The following is a 16074-nucleotide window of genomic DNA, read 5'->3' as shown; positions in this document are numbered from 1 at the left end:
GTATTGCGGTGAGCAGTTCTGGGTGTCCGCGTTCGACTTGCGGGGATCAGCGACCGATCGCCGCGACGCCCTGCGGTCGCGTCGCCGTCAGCGGTGGTTGCCAGGGCGGAGAGGACGGTGGGGTGCATGCGGGCTGCGGATCCTCCTGCCCGCCACTCGGTATCGCGATCTCCGTCTGTCGCGCGGCGGGTGGGTTCGGGGCGGGTGGTCATCCGAGGACCTCCAGGGCGCGGGCGTAGTACTCCTGGCGGGCGGACAGGCCGTTGTAGCCGCCGTTGACGGCTCGGGTGACGGCGGCGAAATCGTCGGCGTCGGCCAGGGCGTTGATGTTGCGGGAGGTCCAGTACCACTGGGCAATTCGGAAACCGATGTCCGGCTGGGCGGCGAGTTCCGGGGTGGTCTCGAGGTCGAGGCCGAGGGCCGCACCGGCCTCGCGGTAGTTGGCGCGGCCGGTCAGTTGGATGGGGCCGCGGCCGTGGTAGCGCGGGCCGTCGCCAGGTTCGGTGTTGCCCACCGCGGTATTCGCCTGGCCCGGGTCGTACTGGCTGAAGTAGTCGTCGTCACCCAGTTCCTCGAAGTAGCGGAGCTGGCAACTCTCGTGAGCCAGCTGAGCCAGGAAAGCGGCCTGCCGAGGCGGCGTGGTGATGTCGCCCTCCTGCATAGCGGCGTTCAACGCGGGCAGATACTCGCTTGCCAAATCAGGAGAAAGATCCGGCATGATCGCCACGAGCTGATCAGCGTCCACCCCGCCAGGCGGCGGATCGATCACAGCAGGCAGCTCCGGAATGAACACCCCCGCCGCCGATCCGGTCTCGAGCTGATCATGCTGCTCCACCGCGGCGACCGGAATCGTCGGTGCGGGCAAGGAACCCCCACCTCCCTGCGGGACCGGCATGCCCGATGTGGGCGACCCGTCAGGCACCCCCGGCATCGCCGCCGCCTGGCCGCCCTCGGGCACAGCAGCCATCCCCGTCGACCGAGCACCGCCAGGCAGAGTCGGCGCAGCCAATGGTTGCGGCTCGTCACTCGGAACCATTGCGGCCGCCGATGTTTCGGTAATCCCGATCTCGTCACCGCCCTGAGATGGCATTACCGGCTCGACGCCATCAGATTCACCCTTCTCACCCAACTCCGCTCGGCCGCCCTCATCGGCCTGCGAACCACCCTCGTCCTCTGACTCCCCGGGGTCTTCGCCCTCGCCTGATATGCGCGGACCCTCATCCGATACCTGCGGGCTGTTCTCCTCTCCTGACTTCCGAGAACTACCCTCCTCGCCCGAGTCCCCTTCGCCTGTGCACTCCTCCGAGGCCTGTGCACTGCCCTTGTCTTGCGCACTGTCCTTGTCTTGCGAGTTGGCCTTGTCGTGTGAGGTGCTGTCCTCGTCCGTGGTCTCCGGGCAGTCGCACTCGGTCGGGGAATGGGGATCGGTACTTTCCTGTGGTGTGGGGGTGGGGGCTCCCCAGTGCTCGCTGGGGACAGTTGGTTCGGGGGGTGGGGGTCCGGGTTGTCCCGTGTCGGGGCAGGCGGGGACGGGGGTGGTAAGTGCGTTCAGGCCGGTGAGTAGCATGCCGGGGAGGTCGAAAGAGGTTGCTAGGTGGCCTATTTCGGTGGTTATTGCGCCGATGGCGGTGCGGCCGCACTCGTCGGCTCGTTCGACGGCGGCTACGGCCTCGGCGATTACCTCGGCCCATTCCTGTGCGGCCGCGCCTGCGGTGACTGCCCAGTTGTCGGCGATTCGGCAGCCGGCGGCCTCGGCGTCGGCTACGTAGTCCAGCAGGGCCAGGGCCGTGTAGTGCAGCTCCGACAGTGCTCGGGCGCCCGCGTCGCGCAGTAGTTCGGCCTGTTCGCACAGCCGCTGGTGCCGGCGGTGGGCCGCGTCGACGTGGGCGAGCACGGCGTCGTAGGCCTGGCCCTGCCAGCCGTCGCCGTCGAGCCGGTGGCAGGTGTCGCGGACGGTGGCCGACAAGGTTTCCAGATCCTCGATGTGGCGGTCGAACTCCGCGCAGAGCAGGTCGGCTGCCTCCAGTGCGCGCCACGACGCGATCACCGAGCGCGGCGGGATCATATGCGGGCCACCGATCGATCGATGTCGCCGGCGCAGCAGCGGTCGGCCGCGCAGAGCACGTCGACGGCCTGATCGGTGTGCTCGGCGAGCCGCCGGAAGCACTCCGCGCTGCGACGGACGATCTCCAGCGCCACGCGGGCCGAGTCGCACCACTGCGGCGCGGTGGCACTCTGCGGAACCAGGCCGGCGATCGACGCGCCGGCGTCGGCCGCCGTGTCGACCATCTCACAGATATCCCGAAACACTTGCAGCGCAACGACTCCGAATCGGAGCACCGCATCAGCATCAACAACACATGGACCGGACATGCCTCCCCCTCTGCCGTGGCTTCCCCTACCTCGAGCCACGGTAGCCACCGCCGATCGCGCCTGTCACGGCCCGGCGCACAGCCGCACCCGTTGCATGTTCCCGCACCCCGTGCAGGCCGTGGAGAGAGTGCGCGAACCTGCACAGGGTGCGGGAATGCGACAGACGGACGCGCCGTGAATCCAGCAGCAAATCGGCGACACCACACCGGCATCGCTCAGCGAAAGTCTCGCGATTTGGTGGCGACGCGCAGGTCCAGGAGCTGGAGGTGTTCCGCGACGACGCTCACCACACCCTCGGCATTCTGTACCCGGCCGCGGATCAGTAGGGCGGAGGCGCCCTGGGCGGTGCGGCGGTAGCGCCGCCACAGGCCCACCGAGCACACCACGTTCACCATGCCGGTCTCGTCCTCCAGATTGACGAAGGTGACTCCGGCGGCGGTGGCGGGTCGCTGTCGATGCGTAACCGCGCCTCCGACAAGCACTTTCGATCCGTCCGGCACCTGGGAGAGCTGCGCGGTGGACAGCGCGCCGAGCGAATTCAGGTGCGAGCGCAGGAATTCGGTCGGATAGCTGCCCGGCGACACCCCGCTCGCCCATACGTCGGCGGCGGCGAGTTCCAGCTCGCTCATACCGGGCAGGGCGGGTGCTGCGGTCGCGGCGCCCGTGCCGGGCAGCCGCCCGGCGCGCTCCCCCGCTGCCGCGCCCGCCGCCCACAACGCCTGCCTGCGATCGAGTCCCAGACTGTCCAATGCGCCTGCGGTGGCGAGAGATTCGGCCTGCGGCACGGAGAGTTCGACCCGCCCGGTCAAGTCCACGAACGAGGTGTAGGGCCCCGATTCCCTTGCCGCGACGATCTTTTCGGCCAGCTCGTCGCCGATGTGCCGGACCGTGGACAGGCCGAGCCGCACCTCGGTGCCGCGCCGCTCCAGCGTGGCGTCGGCGCGGCTGTGATTGATGTCCGGACCGTGCACCACCACGCCGTGCCGCCGGGCATCGGCGACCAGCGACTGCGGCGAGTAGAAACCCATCGGCTGCGCGTTCAGCAGACCGGCGCAGAACGCCGCCGGATGGTGCAGCTTGAACCACGCGGAGTAGAAGACCAGCGAGGCGAAACTCTGCGAATGGCTTTCGGGGAAGCCGAAATTCGCGAACGCGTACACCTTCTCGTAGATATTGTCCGCCAGTGCGCCGGTGATGCCGTGCAATTCACGCATGCCCTGGTAGAAGCGCTCGCGCAGCCGCTCCATCCGCTCGGTCGAGCGCTTGGATCCCATGGCGCGGCGCAGCTGATCCGCCTCGACCGCGGTGAAACCGGCGACGTCGACGGCCATCTGCATCAGCTGCTCCTGGAACAGCGGCACACCCAGCGTGCGGGACAGCGAATTCTCCAGTGCCGCATGCTCGTAGGTCACTTCCTCACTACCGTTGCGGCGACGGATGTAGGGATGCACCGAGCCGCCCTGGATGGGTCCCGGCCGGATCAGCGCCACCTCCACCACCAGGTCGTAGAACTCGCGTGGCCGCAGCCGCGGCAGGGTGGCCATCTGCGCCCGCGACTCCACCTGGAACACCCCCACCGAGTCGGCGCGCTGCAGCATCTCGTAGACGCCCGGCTCCTGCAGATCCAGCCGATGCAGCTCGACGGTCTCGCCGGTGTGCTCGCGCACCAGGTCGATCATGTAGTGCAGCGCCGACAGCATGCCCAGGCCGAGCAGGTCGAATTTCACCAAACCCGCTGCGGCGCAATCGTCCTTGTCCCACTGCAGCACGCTGCGGCCGGGCATGCGGGCCCATTCCACCGGGCACACGTCGGCGACGGGGCGATCGCAGATCACCATGCCGCCCGAGTGGATGCCCAGATGCCTCGGCAGGCCCTCGATCTCACCGGCGAGCGCCAGCACCTCGTCTGGAATATCGGTGTGGGTCTCGCCCGCGACGCCGGTCCAGCGGCTCACCTGTTTGCTCCACGCGTCCTGCTGGCCGGGCGAGAAACCCAGCGCCCGGGCGGCGTCGCGGACCGCCGACTTGCCGCGATAGGTGATCACGTTGGCCACCTGGGCGGCGTATTCGCGCCCGTACTTGGCGTAGACGTGCTGGATCGCCTCCTCGCGGCGGTCCGATTCGATGTCGAGATCGATATCGGGCGGGCCGTCGCGCTCCGGCGACAGGAACCGCTCGAACAGCAACTCGTTGGCCACCGGATCGACGTTGGTGATGCCGATCGCGTAGCAGACCGCGGAATTCGCGGCCGAACCCCGCCCCTGGCACAGGATGTCGTGCCGCTTGCAGAAATCCACGATGTCGTGCACCACCAGGAAGTAGCCGGGGAACTTCATCTCCTCGATGATTCGCAGTTCGTGTTCGATCTGTCGGTACGCCTTGGGGTTTCGCTCCGGGCTCCCATACCTGCGAGCCGCACCATCCATAACGAGTCGGCGCAGCCAGGTGTACTCGTCGTGCCCGTCCGGCACGGTGAACGGCGGTAGTTCGGGGGCTATCAGTCGCAGATCGAAGGCGCATTCCCGGCCGAGCGCGACGGCCTCGGCGATCGCCTGCGGATACTCCGCGAACAATCGCGCCATCTCGGCGCCGGAGCGCAGATGGGCGCCGCCCGCCGGTGCGAGCCACCCGGACATCTCGTCCAGGCTCTGCCGGGCCCGGATCGCGGCCAGCGCCATGGCGCGGCGGCGATGCGCGGGAGCCGCGAAATGCGCTGCGGTGCTTGCGATCACCGGCAGGCCCACGTGATCGGCGAGGGTGAGCAGCCGAGCGTTGCGTTCGTCGTCCTCCGGAATGCCGTGCCGGGTGAGTTCCACGGTCACCCGATCGGCGCCGAACCGTTCCACCAGGTCTCGCAGCGCCGCCTCGGCCGCCGCATCGCTCTCCCGAAGCGCCTGGCGCACATGCCCTTTGCGACATCCGGTGAGAATCTGCCAGTGGCCCCCGGCGGCCGCGGTGAGCCGATCCAGGTCGTAGCGCAGGATCCCCTTCTCGCCCGCCGCCATGTGCGCGGCCGAGATCTCCCGCGACAGCCGGCGATATCCTTCCTGCCCACGGGCCAGCACCAGCAGATGCGGCCCCGCGGGGTCGGGGGCGCCGGCGCGGGGTTCGGAGTCGGCCGCCGCGAGCGGATCGCTCAGCGACAGTTCCGCGCCGAAGATCGTCGGCATCCCCCATTCGGCCGCCGCCTCCGCGAAGCGCACCACGCCGTAGAGGCCGTCGTGGTCGGTGAGTGCGAGCGCCTCCAGGCCCAGCCGCACCGCCTCCTCCACCAGTTCCTCCGGCTGGCTGGCCCCGTCGAGGAAGCTGTAGGCGGAGTGCGCGTGCAACTCCGCGTACGGCACCACCGGTTCGCCCGGCCGCGGCCGCGACCCGGCCCGGTACTCGCCGCGCTTGCGCGACCAGGCAGGACTGTCGCCGCCGTCCCCGGGTGGATCGTCGGTGCGGCCGGGTCGCCCGGACAGCACCCGCTCCATCTCCGCCCACGTCGGCGGGCCGTTGCCCCAGCCCATACGCACCTCCGGCAAACCGATCGGTCTCTCTGGTATCGAACATACATTCGATATCGTGGAGATGGTCACCGGGGTTGCCGGACTGTGACGAACCAACGTTGGCGAGGTAACTTACTTTGGAGTAAGTTCGGGAGAACTCGACCTGCAAGGGAGCAGCGATGACCGACAACCATGCGGCCACCGGACCCGGCGACGGCAGCCTGCGCGGTCCGGGTCGCCGGCGAGCCCGCCGGGACCTGACCGGCAGACACGTCCTGATCACCGGCGCCTCCTCCGGCATCGGGCGAGCCGCCGCGCTCGCGGTCGCCGCCAAGGGCGCCGTCGTGTTCCTGCTCGCCCGCCGCGGCGACGAATTGGACGCGGTGGTCGAGGAGATCCGGGCCGCGGGCGGCGAGGCCTACGGCTACCAGTGCGACGTGACCGACTCCGAGTCCGTGGACCACACCGTGAAGACCATCCTCGACACCCACGACCACGTCGACATGCTGGTCAACAACGCCGGCCGGTCCATCCGCCGCGCGGTGCACCGCTCGACCGACCGGCTGCACGATTTCGAGCGCACCATGGCGGTCAACTACTTCGGCGCGGTGCGGATGACGCTGGCGCTGCTGCCGCGGATGCGCGAGCGCAAGTTCGGCCACATCGTCAACATCTCCAGCGCCGGGGTGCAGGTCGCCACCCCGCGCTTCGCCGCCTACCTCGCCTCCAAGGCCGCCCTCGACAAGTTCGCCGAGGTGACCGCGGCCGAAATGCTCGCCGACAACATCACTTTCACCACCATCCACATGCCGCTGGTACGCACCCCGATGATCACGCCGAGCGGCAAACAGGGCCCGTCGGAGTCGCCCGAGTGGGCCGCGGCCACCATCGTGCGCGCCCTCACCGATCGGCCCAAGCGCATCGATGTACCGCTGGGCACGCTGGCCGAGTACGGCACCCTGTTCACCCCGCGGTTGAAGGACCGCATCATGCACCGCTACTACCGGGCACTGCCGGATTCTCCCGCCGCCAAGGGCGAGACGCAGCCGGAGGACGACACCGACGCGGAAGAGCTTGTGCCCGAAGCGGAACCGCGCCGCCAGCCCACGGCCGCGGGACGGATCACGCGCACCACCCTCCGCCGGGCCGCCCGCCTGGTCCCCGGCACCCACTGGTGATCACGTCAGAACCGCTCTCCCGCGGCCAGTTTGCCGATGATCTGCGCCATCCGCCGTGCCCGCGTCTCCGGCCGCACGGCGTTGCCGAGGTGATAACCGATCGCGGCGCGGGACTGGCCGTCGAGGGTTTCGAAGAAGGCCGCGGCCTCCGCGTTCGCCGCCAGCGCGTCGAGGAAGTCCCGCGGCAGCTCCCGGCCGTAGGCGTTGGCCCAGCGCCCGTCCAGCTTGGCGCGTTCGATCTCCGCGTGCCCGGCCGGATGCACCAGCCCCTGCTCGACCAGCTCCTCGACCAGGCCGATATTGCGCTGCGACCAGGGGCTGCGCCGACGGCGCGGAGTGAAGCCGACCAGGTAGAAGTCCTCGTCGAAGGAGCGGGCCTGGCCATCGATCCAGCCGAAGCACAGCGCCTGCCGTAACGCGCCCGCGTAGTCCAGGGACGCGATCCCCGTCCCCTTCTTCGCGAACTTCAGCCAGATGCCGTCGACCGCGGCATGGTTGGCCTCCAGCCATACCCGAAATACCTGTTCATCGGGGAAGAACAGGGTCGGACGCTCCAGAACGGACATCGTTTCACTGTAGAAGCCGCTGCCCCTTCAGTGACCGAGGAACGGCAGCACGGTGGCAGTGAACTGCCGGTACCGGTCGCGGTGAATGCTGTGGCCGCAGTCGAAGGCGTCCACGGCGCAGTCGGCGATCGCGGCGCGGAACAGCTCCAGCTTCTCCGGATCGACCATGCCGCCGGGGCCGCCGCGCAGCATCAGGGTGGGCGCGGTGATCTCCGAAAGCCGCTCCCACCACTCCGGATTCGGCTTGCGGAACTGCTCCAGCGCGATCCGCGTCATCGACCGGTCGTACGCCAGCACCGCGCCCGGATGGCGGACCAGGCTGCTGGTGGCGTGCCACAGCTCCGGCAGACTGGGCAGGCGGCGGGTGAGGGTGAGTTGCTCGTCGCCGGACCGCAGCGGCAGCGGCTGCTCCTCGATGACCAGGCGGCGCACCAGTTCGGGCCGCTCGATCGCCACACACGACACCGCGTAGCCGCCGAGCGAATGCCCGACCAGGTCCGCGGTGGTCAGCTCGAGCCGATCGCACAGCCGCAACACGTCCGCGCCGAAGTCGTCGAACCGGTAGGAGCCGGTGTGCGCGCTGCGCCCGTGGCCGCGCAGATCCGGGATGATCACCCGCCGGCCCTGCCGCACCAGCAGCCGGGCGAACCGGTCCCAGGTGTGGCCGTCGCCGCCCATGCCATGTACCAGCACGACCGGGACATCGGACAGCGGGTGCGCGACGGCGGGCGCTCCGGAATCGCGGTAGGCGATCCGCACGCCCGCCAGCGACACCCGGGTAACCGTCGACTCCACGATCAGCCAGGGTACGGGTTTCGCGAGGCCACCGCCGCAGGTTGTGGGCGGAGCCATAGGCGGTGCACGGGAAAATACTTGGCGTGACCGGGACGCGGTTCGCGATACTGCGGCGCATGCCCACCTTCGCGGAATTCGACCGGCGCAACTATCGCACCGTGGACGTCGCCACCGGGTACGACGGCTGGGCGCCCACCTATGAGCAGACCGTCATGGACGAGATGGACCTCGCGCTGCTGGGACGGCTGCGGCGACCGGACTGGGCCGGGGTGCAGCGGGCCGCCGACCTGGGGTGCGGCACCGGGCGGACCGGCGCGTGGCTGCGTGAGCACGGCGTCGCGCACATCGACGGCGTCGACCTGAGCGAGGGGATGCTGTCGCGGGCGCGCGACCGCGGCGCACACTCCAGCCTCGCCCGGAGCGATGTGCGTGACACCGGATTGGCAAGCGGCGCATACGGTCTGGTGATCTCCTCGCTGATCGACGAGCATCTGCCCGACCTCGCGCCGTTCTACGCCGAGGCGCGGCGGCTGGCCGCGCCCGGCGGCGCCTTCGTCCTCGTCTGCTATCACCCGCAGTTCATGATGGTGACCGGGATGCCGACCCACTACACGGCCGAAACCGGTGAGCCACTGGCGATCAGCACCCATCTGCACCTGTTCAGCGAGCATGTGAACGCCGGGGTCGCGGCGGGCTGGCAGCTCGTCGAATCGGCCGAGGCGGTGGTGGACGACGCCTGGCTCGCCGCCAAACCCAAGTGGGCGGCACTGCGCGGGCATCCGTTCACCATGGCGTTGGTGTGGACCGTGCCGCGCTGATTCACTCGTAGCTGATTCATTCGTAGAGGCCCTCGACATGCCACTCCCGGTCGTAGCCGAGGAGCAGCAGGACGCGGAACTCGGCGTCCAGCAGCACCTGGGCGCGGACGGCGCCGTCGGCGAGATGGTCACCGGCCCACCAGCGTTCGTCGAGCAGCCACGGTCCGGTCCAGCCGGTCACGTCCCACTGTTTGCTGCTCCAGCGCAGTTTGGCCGGTTCGGCGGTGAACAGGCCGCGGTCGGTGATCCATACCGGGGTGCCGTCGGCGGCTTCCAGTGTCACACCGGGGTGGTTGACCAGGACCACGGCGGGTGCGGGCGCGGGCAGCCTGCCGGGCCAGGGCAGCGCCGGGTCGGCCGCGGGCATCCGCTCGTCGCCCAGCGCGACCAGAGTGACGCGTTCGGCCGGGCCGCGGCCACCGCTGAGCACCCCGATCCGCACCGCTTCGCCGCCCAGCAGACCCTGCACTCGAACCAGTGCGCGACGGGCGCGCTCGTCGCCCTCGCCGACCCCGCCCCACAGACCGAGTTGCAAGGCGCCCGCCGTCACCACCTCGACGGGTTCCAGGCGGAGCAGTGTGATCGGAGCGCTCGGGATCGAGTCGAATCTCCCACGGCTGCTTGCGTTTCCGAGACTCGGCCGATCGGGGGCGCGGTCGTCGGCCACCCGTCCGTGGATGGCGCCGAAATCCGATTCCGACGACTCCGGCCCGCCGCGTAGCGCGCGGTGGGTGAGCCAGCCGTCCAGCTGCCAGCGCACCCGGTCGGCGGTCTCCTCCGGGGTGAGCGGTTCGGCGCAGCGCCAGATCCGGGAAAGGCGCTCTCCGGCAGCGGTTTCCGCGACCACCGAGAGCCGGGTGCACGCCACCGAGGCGGCGGACAACCGCTCGTGTAATCGCGTGGCCAGCAGGCGACCGGCGAAGGCTGCGGCGTCGACCCGGTCGATCGGGGGGTCGCAGGAATAATCCACCGCCAGGTCCGGCGCGGGCGGGCGGGCCGACGGCAGCCGCTCCGGCTCCGCCCGGGCGCAGCGGTGCGCGCGGATCGCGTCGGCGCCGAAGCGCGAGGCGACCTCGGCCGGGGTCAGCGCGGCGAAGTCGCCGATCCGGCGCAGGCCCAGGCGATGCAGCAGATCCACCAGTTCCGCGCGTTCCGGAGCGGCCAGGCTCGGTTCCGCGGCGAGTTCCCGCACCGGCAGCGGCGCCAGGAACCGGGCGCCCGTTCCGGACGGCACGACGGCGGCCCGGCGGGCGGCGATCACGGCCGTCGACAACTCGTCGGCGATGCCGATCTGGCATTCGACCCCGACCGCCGCCACCGCGTCGACGAGCCGCTCGGCCGCCACCGTCTCCGATCCGAAGAACCGGGCGGCGCCGCGCGCGCTCAGGACCAGCAGCCCCGGCCGCAGCACCTCCACACCGGGCACCGTCGCGTCCACGGCCGCCACGACCGGCTCGAACAGCCGCGCGTCCCGATCCGGATCAGCCTGCGCCACATACAGATCCGGACAGCGGGCCTGCGCCTCCCGGCGCTTCAGCCCACGCTGCACACCCGCGGCCCGCGCCACCGCCGAGCACGCCACCACGCGGTTGGCGTGCAGCACCACCACCGGTCGGGTCGGCGGCACATCGGCCAGCGCGGCCGCCGCGGCGGCCGGCCAATCGGGGCACCACAGCGCCAGCACCCGCCGCGCCCTCACCCCCATCGTGGAACCGCTCGGGAGGCACGGGACAACTCACTCACCACATGCCCCGCCCTAACCCCCTGCCACACAACAACTCTGCACACTGCGAACCCAGCCGCCCGATCGCCTGTCGTGACCTGCGGCTGACTGTGGCGCAGACCGGACGCCTGCTCGACAGGCTTTCGTAAGGCGGCGACCGGCTTCACGAAGCGGCCTCGCGTACGGGTGTCAATTGCTGTGGCGGATTCGCCTGGGCCGCAATCCATTCGACTCGGTCGGCGCGGGGACTCAGTTCCAAGGTGCCGGTGCGAGGTGGGGCGGAGCGGGCGTGCACTCGGACGTCCAGGCGCATGGTGCGCAAGCGGCCGCAGCCGCGACCCACGCCGTCGTAGCCCGCCACCCGGGCCTCGATCCGCAGGGCAGGACCGCTCCAGGCGCCACCGGTGACGATCAGCGTGGAGCCCTTGCTGCGGGCGCGGGCGGCGAGCACCCGAGTTCGGCTGGGCGGCACCGACAGTCCGCCCAGGCCGAGCACCACCAGATCCAGGCCGTCGAGCAACACGGCGGCGACCTCCACCGGGTCCGAGCCGGGGTCGGGCACCACCGCCAGCCGGTCCAGCTCGGCGCCCATCTCGGCCGCGGCGAGCAGACCGAGCCGGGGCAGGCCGACCGCCGCGGCATGACCGCCCGCGCCCGTCACCGCGGCGAGCAGACCGGCCAGCAGCGAACTCGCGCCCGCGTACGCCACCACCGACCCCTTCGCCACACCGCCCTCCGGCAGCAGCTCCACCAGCGCGGACGGCACCGCCAGCGACTCCCGGTGTAACGGCCGGCGCAGCGTCGCGCCCGCACCGCGCGCCGGGACGGCCGCCATTCGCCGCCGCAACTCCGCCAGCCGCTCTCGCTGAGCCTCTCCAGCCGAACCCATCCTCGACCACCTATCTCCACCGAATGGACTCCACCGCTCGGGCCGCAGCCTGCGCGAGCCGCCGCGACCGAACCGGCACGACGCCGGAGCCGCCACTCCAGCACCGATTCAGCTATCGATCTGTCTCGAATATACGTTCGACTCCCCTTCAGTAGAACCCCACCCCCGATTCCCGTCAAGCGGCACTCGCGCGAGCGCACCCGCGCGATCCCGAACCACCGAAGCAGGCCAGTCAGGACGGTTTTCCGCTATCCTCGCGCCGTGACCGAACGCGCCCGTCCCATCGTCGGCCCCGACTACCTGGTCGCCGGCCGCTACCGCCTGCAATCGAAGCTGGGCGGCGGCGGCATGGGCGCGGTATGGCTGGCTCACGACCGGCTGCTGAACCGCGACGTCGCCATCAAGCAGGTGCTCACCACGGCCGGGCTCAGCGAGCAGGAAGCCACCGAGGTCCGCAACCGGATCATCCACGAGGGCCGCGTCGCCGCGAAGCTGTCGCACGAGCACGCCATCGCCGTCTACGACGTGGTCCTCGAGGCGGGCGAGCCGTGGCTGGTCATGGAGTACCTGCCCTCGCGCAGCGTGGCGAAGGCGCTGGCGCTGGCGGATACGCTGCCGCCGATCGAGGTGGCGCAGATCGGCGCGCAGGTTGCCGACGCCCTGGCCGCCGCGCACGCCGCGGGAATCACCCATCGCGACATCAAGCCCGGCAATATTCTCGTCGCCGACCGCGGCGCCGAGGTGGGCAAGGTCAAGCTCAGCGACTTCGGCATCTCCGCCGGCACCGGCGACCCGCACGACGAGCTGGACGATGTGATCACCGGAACCCCCGCCTACCTACCCCCCGAGGTGGCGCGCGGCGCCCGGCCGACCGAGGCCAGCGACGTATTCTCGCTCGGCGCAACGCTCTACACCGCGATAGAGGGCCAGCCGCCGTACGGCCTCGACGACGACAACGACGCGATCGTCATGCGCGCCGCGATGGCGCAGATCATCCCGCCCAGCCGCAGCGGCGCCCTGACCCCCGTGCTGCTGCACATGATGGAGCCCGCCCCCCAGCGCCGCCCCTCCATGGCCGAGGCACGCAACGAAATCCTCACCGCCGCTTTCGGTCCCGGCACCGCCCCCTACATTCTGGGCGCCCCGGTCCGCACCGACGACGGCACCATCCCCGCGTGGGCGGCCCGGAACTCGGCCGCCGGCCTACGCAGCCCCCACTCCACGCCGCTCCCCCGGCCGCCCCGCGCCACAGCACCGAATTCCCCTGCCGCACAACAGAAGTCGCAGGGATTCGACCTGTCCGCCCTGGGCCCCAACGCCGCACCCCTGGCCATAGCCATCGGACTGCTGATAGGACTGTTGATCCTGATCATCATCCTGGTGGCGGTGCTGTAACCACCCTCAGTCGATCCGCCGCCGATGCGCCCATCGAGTGAGCGCATTCCGATTGGACTGCTGAGTCTTTCGCAGCACATTGGACGCATGAGTCTCCACGGTCTTGACCGAAATGAACAAGGACTCAGCGATCTCCCGGTACGTGTATCCCCGCGCGAGCAACCGCAACACCTCCAGCTCCCGCGGCGTCAGCGAGTCCAGCTCGGGATCCAGAGGCGGCTCCGGCACCGATGACCGACCGGTGAACGAGTCGAGCACGAATCCCGCCAGCCGTGGACTGAACACCGCGTCACCCCCGGCGACGCGCCGAATGCCATCCGCCAGTTCGGGACCGGAAATGGTCTTGGTGACATATCCACGCGCACCGGCTCGGATCACCGCGATCACATCCTCGGCGGCGTCGGACACACTGAGCGCCAGGCACACCGGCCCGTCCTCGACCCCTTGCAACACCGCCACCCCGCCACCGTCGGGCATGTGCACATCGAGCAGCACCACATCGGGCCGGGCCGTCCCGACTCCGGCGATCGCCTCGGCCACCGTGCCCGCCTCGCCGATCACCTCGATATCGGATTCGCGGCTCAGCTCGGCCCGCACCCCGGACCGGAACACGGCGTGATCGTCCACCAGAAACACCCGGATACTCACTGCTCTCCTCATTTCGGACCGATGCCCGTTGCCCGGGCGCGGCGACGCCCACTCATCGGTACCACAAGGCGCGCCGGTCCGCCGCCAACCTGGGCGCGGATCTACCATGCCCCGAGTGCGTATTCGAGTGGTTCCTCACGACAGCGAGTGGCCGCGCCAGGCTCGGGTGGCGATCACGGAACTGACCGATGCCCTGCCCGGCCTCTTCCCCGAAATCGAGCACATGGGCAGCACCGCGGTGCCCGGACTGGCGGCCAAGCCGATCATCGATCTGATGGCCGCGGCACACGATCTCGACGCGGTCGCCGACCGTGCGGACGTCTTGGCCGCGCTCGGTTACCGCCGCGAACAGAACGGCATGCGCGACCGCCTCTTCTATCCGCGTATCGATGCCGCGGGGCAGCGCACCCACCATCTGCATGTGGTCCGCACCGCCGACTGGGACGGCCAGAACGAACGCATCCTGCGGGACTACCTGCGGGATCATCCCGCGGCGGCCGCCGACTATGCCGCGCTGAAACAGGCTCTCGCGGAGGAGATCTCCGATCCGGAGTTGTACACCCGTCGCAAGACCGACCTGATCCAGCGACTCGTGGACGCGGCCCGCGCAGAGCTGGGCCTCCCGCTGGTCCCGGTGTGGGTCGACTGATCTTCTCCCCTACCGATACCTCGACCGCTCGAACCGGCTATCTACCCGGCCGCGCATGCTGGCGCTGCCCATCGGCATCTACCGGTCCGCCGATTCGCCCTGGCCTTCCGAATTCCGCGCCGCGGTGAATCGACCGCCGCCCACGGACTCCTCCGCATTCTCCGAGACCGCTTCGTCGCCGACCTCTCCCTCGGAGTCGTTGCGGGGCAGCATGATCCGGACCTCGGTGCCGCGGCCGCGGGTGGACTGGATCTCCACGGTGCCACCGCGGCGCTCGATCCGGGCCCGGATGGATTTGGCCAGGCCCCGACGGTCGGCGGGGACGTCGGCCGGGTCGAAGCCGGTGCCGCGGTCGCGCACGAAGATGCTCACCTGATGCGGTTCCACCTCGGCGAACAGGTCGATGGTGGGAACGCCCGCGTGTTTGGCGGCATTCACCAATGCCTCGCGGCTGGCACCCAGGACGGCGGTGAAATGCTCCCGGGGCAGACCGATACCTGTCTCGCCCGGATCCATCGACACATCGCCGACCGTCACCGGCGTGACCTTCACCCCGTGCTGATCCTCGACCTCACCGGCGATGGTGCGCAGCGCGGCGGCGAGGCTGGACTGCGCCGGCACGGTGTCCTCGAACAGCCACCGGCGCAGCTCCCGCTCCTGACTGCGAGCCAGCCGCGTGACCTCCTGCGGGTCCTCGGCCTGCCGCTGGATCAATGCCAGCGTCTGCAGGACCGAGTCGTGCAGGTGTGAGGCGATCTCCTCGCGCTCCTCGTTGCGGATGCGGGCGGCGCGCTCGGCATTCAGGGCGCGCATCATCCGCAGCCACAGCGGCACCGTCAGCAGGCCCATCCCGATCAGCGTCACCGCGACGGCGATCAGCGCCGAGCCCATGGAACTCAGATTGATCCGGGCCAGCACCACCACGCCCAAACCGACCACGATCAGCGTGATACCGGCCAGGATGCGCGTCCAGGTGAGCACCGAGGGCCGTGCGGGCAGCCCGAGAATCGACCGCGGACCCTCCGCGTCGAATTCGCGCCACACCAGCGCCGCGCCGACCGCCACCACGATGATCGGCGCGACCACCTTGGCCGCGGTGCCGTTGAACAGCCACGACATCGACACGGCCAGCGCCAGCCCGAGCAGGATCAGGCCCACCGCCTGCCGCCGCTCCGAATTGGACGGCGGTGGGGCGTCGGCACCGGCCGGGGTGCAGATCCACAGCATCCCGTAGGCGACGATGCCCGCGCCCATCAGCGCCGACAGCAGCACGAACGCCATCCGCACCTTGAAGACATCGACCCCGAGATGATCGGCGACACCGCCCGCGACACCGCCGACGACCCGCCCCCCGGATCGCCGCATCAGCCGCGGAAACGGCGGCGCGGTCTGAATTCCGCGCGCGTCGAACGCGGGTGTGGACGGATACATGCCTTCGATACTGGCACGCCCTACCGACACCGACCATCAGGAAATACCCCCATTCCAGCGTCAGTGTGGCGAAGCAGCCAGCGCGTCATCACCGACAGTCATCGCCGGATGCGGAAAA

General features: G+C 70.1%; 13 protein-coding genes. 4 read left to right on the top strand and 9 right to left on the bottom strand.

Going from position 1 to position 16074, the window contains the following annotated elements:
• Window positions 1-208: 208 nt before the first annotated feature.
• The 3 genes from ACFMRZ_RS27400 to ACFMRZ_RS27390 all read right to left on the bottom strand — a co-directional run bounded on the left by ACFMRZ_RS27400 (window position 209) and on the right by ACFMRZ_RS27390 (window position 5885).
• Window positions 209-2065: a glycoside hydrolase family 19 protein gene (locus ACFMRZ_RS27400; RefSeq protein ID WP_400181287.1), complete on the bottom strand. Its 1857-nt coding sequence runs from the start codon at window positions 2063-2065 to the stop codon at window positions 209-211.
• Window positions 2062-2289, bottom strand: coding sequence for a hypothetical protein (locus tag ACFMRZ_RS27395; protein ID WP_400181286.1), 228 nt, complete (start codon window positions 2287-2289; stop codon window positions 2062-2064). Before ACFMRZ_RS27395 ends, ACFMRZ_RS27400 begins: the two co-directional genes overlap by 4 nt.
• A 299-nt stretch (window positions 2290-2588) precedes the next feature.
• Window positions 2589-5885: an error-prone DNA polymerase gene (locus ACFMRZ_RS27390; protein WP_400181285.1), complete on the bottom strand. Its 3297-nt coding sequence runs from the start codon at window positions 5883-5885 to the stop codon at window positions 2589-2591.
• A gap of 158 nt (window positions 5886-6043) precedes the next feature.
• Between ACFMRZ_RS27390 and ACFMRZ_RS27385 the strand changes: the two genes are divergently transcribed.
• On the top strand, window positions 6044-7042 hold the full coding sequence (locus tag ACFMRZ_RS27385) for an SDR family NAD(P)-dependent oxidoreductase (RefSeq protein WP_400181284.1): 999 nt from the start codon (window positions 6044-6046) through the stop codon (window positions 7040-7042).
• Between the two features lie 5 nt (window positions 7043-7047).
• Here the strand turns inward: ACFMRZ_RS27385 and ACFMRZ_RS27380 are convergent, their stop codons facing one another.
• Window positions 7048-7608, bottom strand: a complete 561-nt coding sequence (locus tag ACFMRZ_RS27380; RefSeq protein WP_400181283.1) for a YdeI family protein — start codon at window positions 7606-7608, stop codon at window positions 7048-7050.
• A gap of 27 nt (window positions 7609-7635) precedes the next feature.
• Window positions 7636-8403, bottom strand: a complete 768-nt coding sequence (locus ACFMRZ_RS27375) for an alpha/beta fold hydrolase (RefSeq protein WP_400181282.1) — start codon at window positions 8401-8403, stop codon at window positions 7636-7638.
• A gap of 83 nt (window positions 8404-8486) precedes the next feature.
• Here ACFMRZ_RS27375 and ACFMRZ_RS27370 point away from each other — a divergent pair, with 83 nt between their 5' ends.
• Window positions 8487-9221 carry a class I SAM-dependent DNA methyltransferase gene (locus tag ACFMRZ_RS27370; RefSeq protein ID WP_400181281.1) on the top strand — a complete coding sequence of 245 codons (735 nt, stop codon included), beginning with the start codon at window positions 8487-8489 and terminating at the stop codon, window positions 9219-9221.
• Between the two features lie 16 nt (window positions 9222-9237).
• Here ACFMRZ_RS27370 and ACFMRZ_RS27365 read toward each other — a convergent pair whose 3' ends face one another.
• The gene (locus ACFMRZ_RS27365) at window positions 9238-10926 is read right to left on the bottom strand and encodes a DNA polymerase Y family protein (protein ID WP_400181280.1); all 1689 of its coding nucleotides are present in this window, start codon (window positions 10924-10926) and stop codon (window positions 9238-9240) included.
• 181 nt (window positions 10927-11107) lie between these two features.
• Window positions 11108-11833, bottom strand: coding sequence for a hypothetical protein (locus tag ACFMRZ_RS27360; protein ID WP_280274704.1), 726 nt, complete (start codon window positions 11831-11833; stop codon window positions 11108-11110).
• A 261-nt stretch (window positions 11834-12094) separates the two neighbouring features.
• Here ACFMRZ_RS27360 and ACFMRZ_RS27355 point away from each other — a divergent pair, with 261 nt between their 5' ends.
• Window positions 12095-13228: a protein kinase gene (locus tag ACFMRZ_RS27355; protein ID WP_400181279.1), complete on the top strand. Its 1134-nt coding sequence runs from the start codon at window positions 12095-12097 to the stop codon at window positions 13226-13228.
• 6 nt (window positions 13229-13234) lie between these two features.
• Here the strand turns inward: ACFMRZ_RS27355 and ACFMRZ_RS27350 are convergent, their stop codons facing one another.
• On the bottom strand, window positions 13235-13888 hold the full coding sequence (locus ACFMRZ_RS27350; protein WP_400181278.1) for a response regulator: 654 nt from the start codon (window positions 13886-13888) through the stop codon (window positions 13235-13237).
• A gap of 103 nt (window positions 13889-13991) precedes the next feature.
• Here ACFMRZ_RS27350 and ACFMRZ_RS27345 point away from each other — a divergent pair, with 103 nt between their 5' ends.
• The gene (locus ACFMRZ_RS27345; RefSeq protein ID WP_400181277.1) at window positions 13992-14525 is read left to right on the top strand and encodes a GrpB family protein; all 534 of its coding nucleotides are present in this window, start codon (window positions 13992-13994) and stop codon (window positions 14523-14525) included.
• A 78-nt stretch (window positions 14526-14603) separates the two neighbouring features.
• Here ACFMRZ_RS27345 and ACFMRZ_RS27340 read toward each other — a convergent pair whose 3' ends face one another.
• A complete protein-coding gene (locus tag ACFMRZ_RS27340) occupies window positions 14604-15956 on the bottom strand; it encodes a PspC domain-containing protein (protein ID WP_400181276.1) in 1353 nt (450 codons plus the stop codon).
• Between the last annotated feature and the right edge of the window lie 118 nt (window positions 15957-16074).

Origin of the sequence: Nocardia sp. N2S4-5, assembly GCF_044628355.1 — a bacterium.
GTDB classification, from domain to species: Bacteria; Actinomycetota; Actinomycetes; order Mycobacteriales; family Mycobacteriaceae; genus Nocardia; species Nocardia wallacei_B.
The sequence above is the reverse complement of the archived record's forward strand: the minus strand, read 5'-3'. Positions and strand labels throughout refer to the sequence as shown.

Bases quoted from the DNA above. Each gene is read 5' to 3' on its own strand.
- ACFMRZ_RS27340 (WP_400181276.1), bottom strand. From the start codon at position 15,956: ATGTATCCGTCCACACCCGCGTTCGACGCGCGCGGAATTCAGACCGCG.
- ACFMRZ_RS27365 (WP_400181280.1), bottom strand. From the start codon at position 10,926: ATGGGGGTGAGGGCGCGGCGGGTGCTGGCGCTGTGGTGCCCCGATTGG.
- ACFMRZ_RS27390 (WP_400181285.1), bottom strand. From the start codon at position 5,885: ATGGGCTGGGGCAACGGCCCGCCGACGTGGGCGGAGATGGAGCGGGTG.
- ACFMRZ_RS27385 (WP_400181284.1), top strand. From the start codon at position 6,044: ATGACCGACAACCATGCGGCCACCGGACCCGGCGACGGCAGCCTGCGC.
- ACFMRZ_RS27395 (WP_400181286.1), bottom strand. From the start codon at position 2,289: ATGGTCGACACGGCGGCCGACGCCGGCGCGTCGATCGCCGGCCTGGTT.
- ACFMRZ_RS27380 (WP_400181283.1), bottom strand. From the start codon at position 7,608: ATGTCCGTTCTGGAGCGTCCGACCCTGTTCTTCCCCGATGAACAGGTA.
- ACFMRZ_RS27350 (WP_400181278.1), bottom strand. From the start codon at position 13,888: ATGAGGAGAGCAGTGAGTATCCGGGTGTTTCTGGTGGACGATCACGCC.
- ACFMRZ_RS27400 (WP_400181287.1), bottom strand. From the start codon at position 2,065: ATGATCCCGCCGCGCTCGGTGATCGCGTCGTGGCGCGCACTGGAGGCA.
- ACFMRZ_RS27360 (WP_280274704.1), bottom strand. From the start codon at position 11,833: ATGGGTTCGGCTGGAGAGGCTCAGCGAGAGCGGCTGGCGGAGTTGCGG.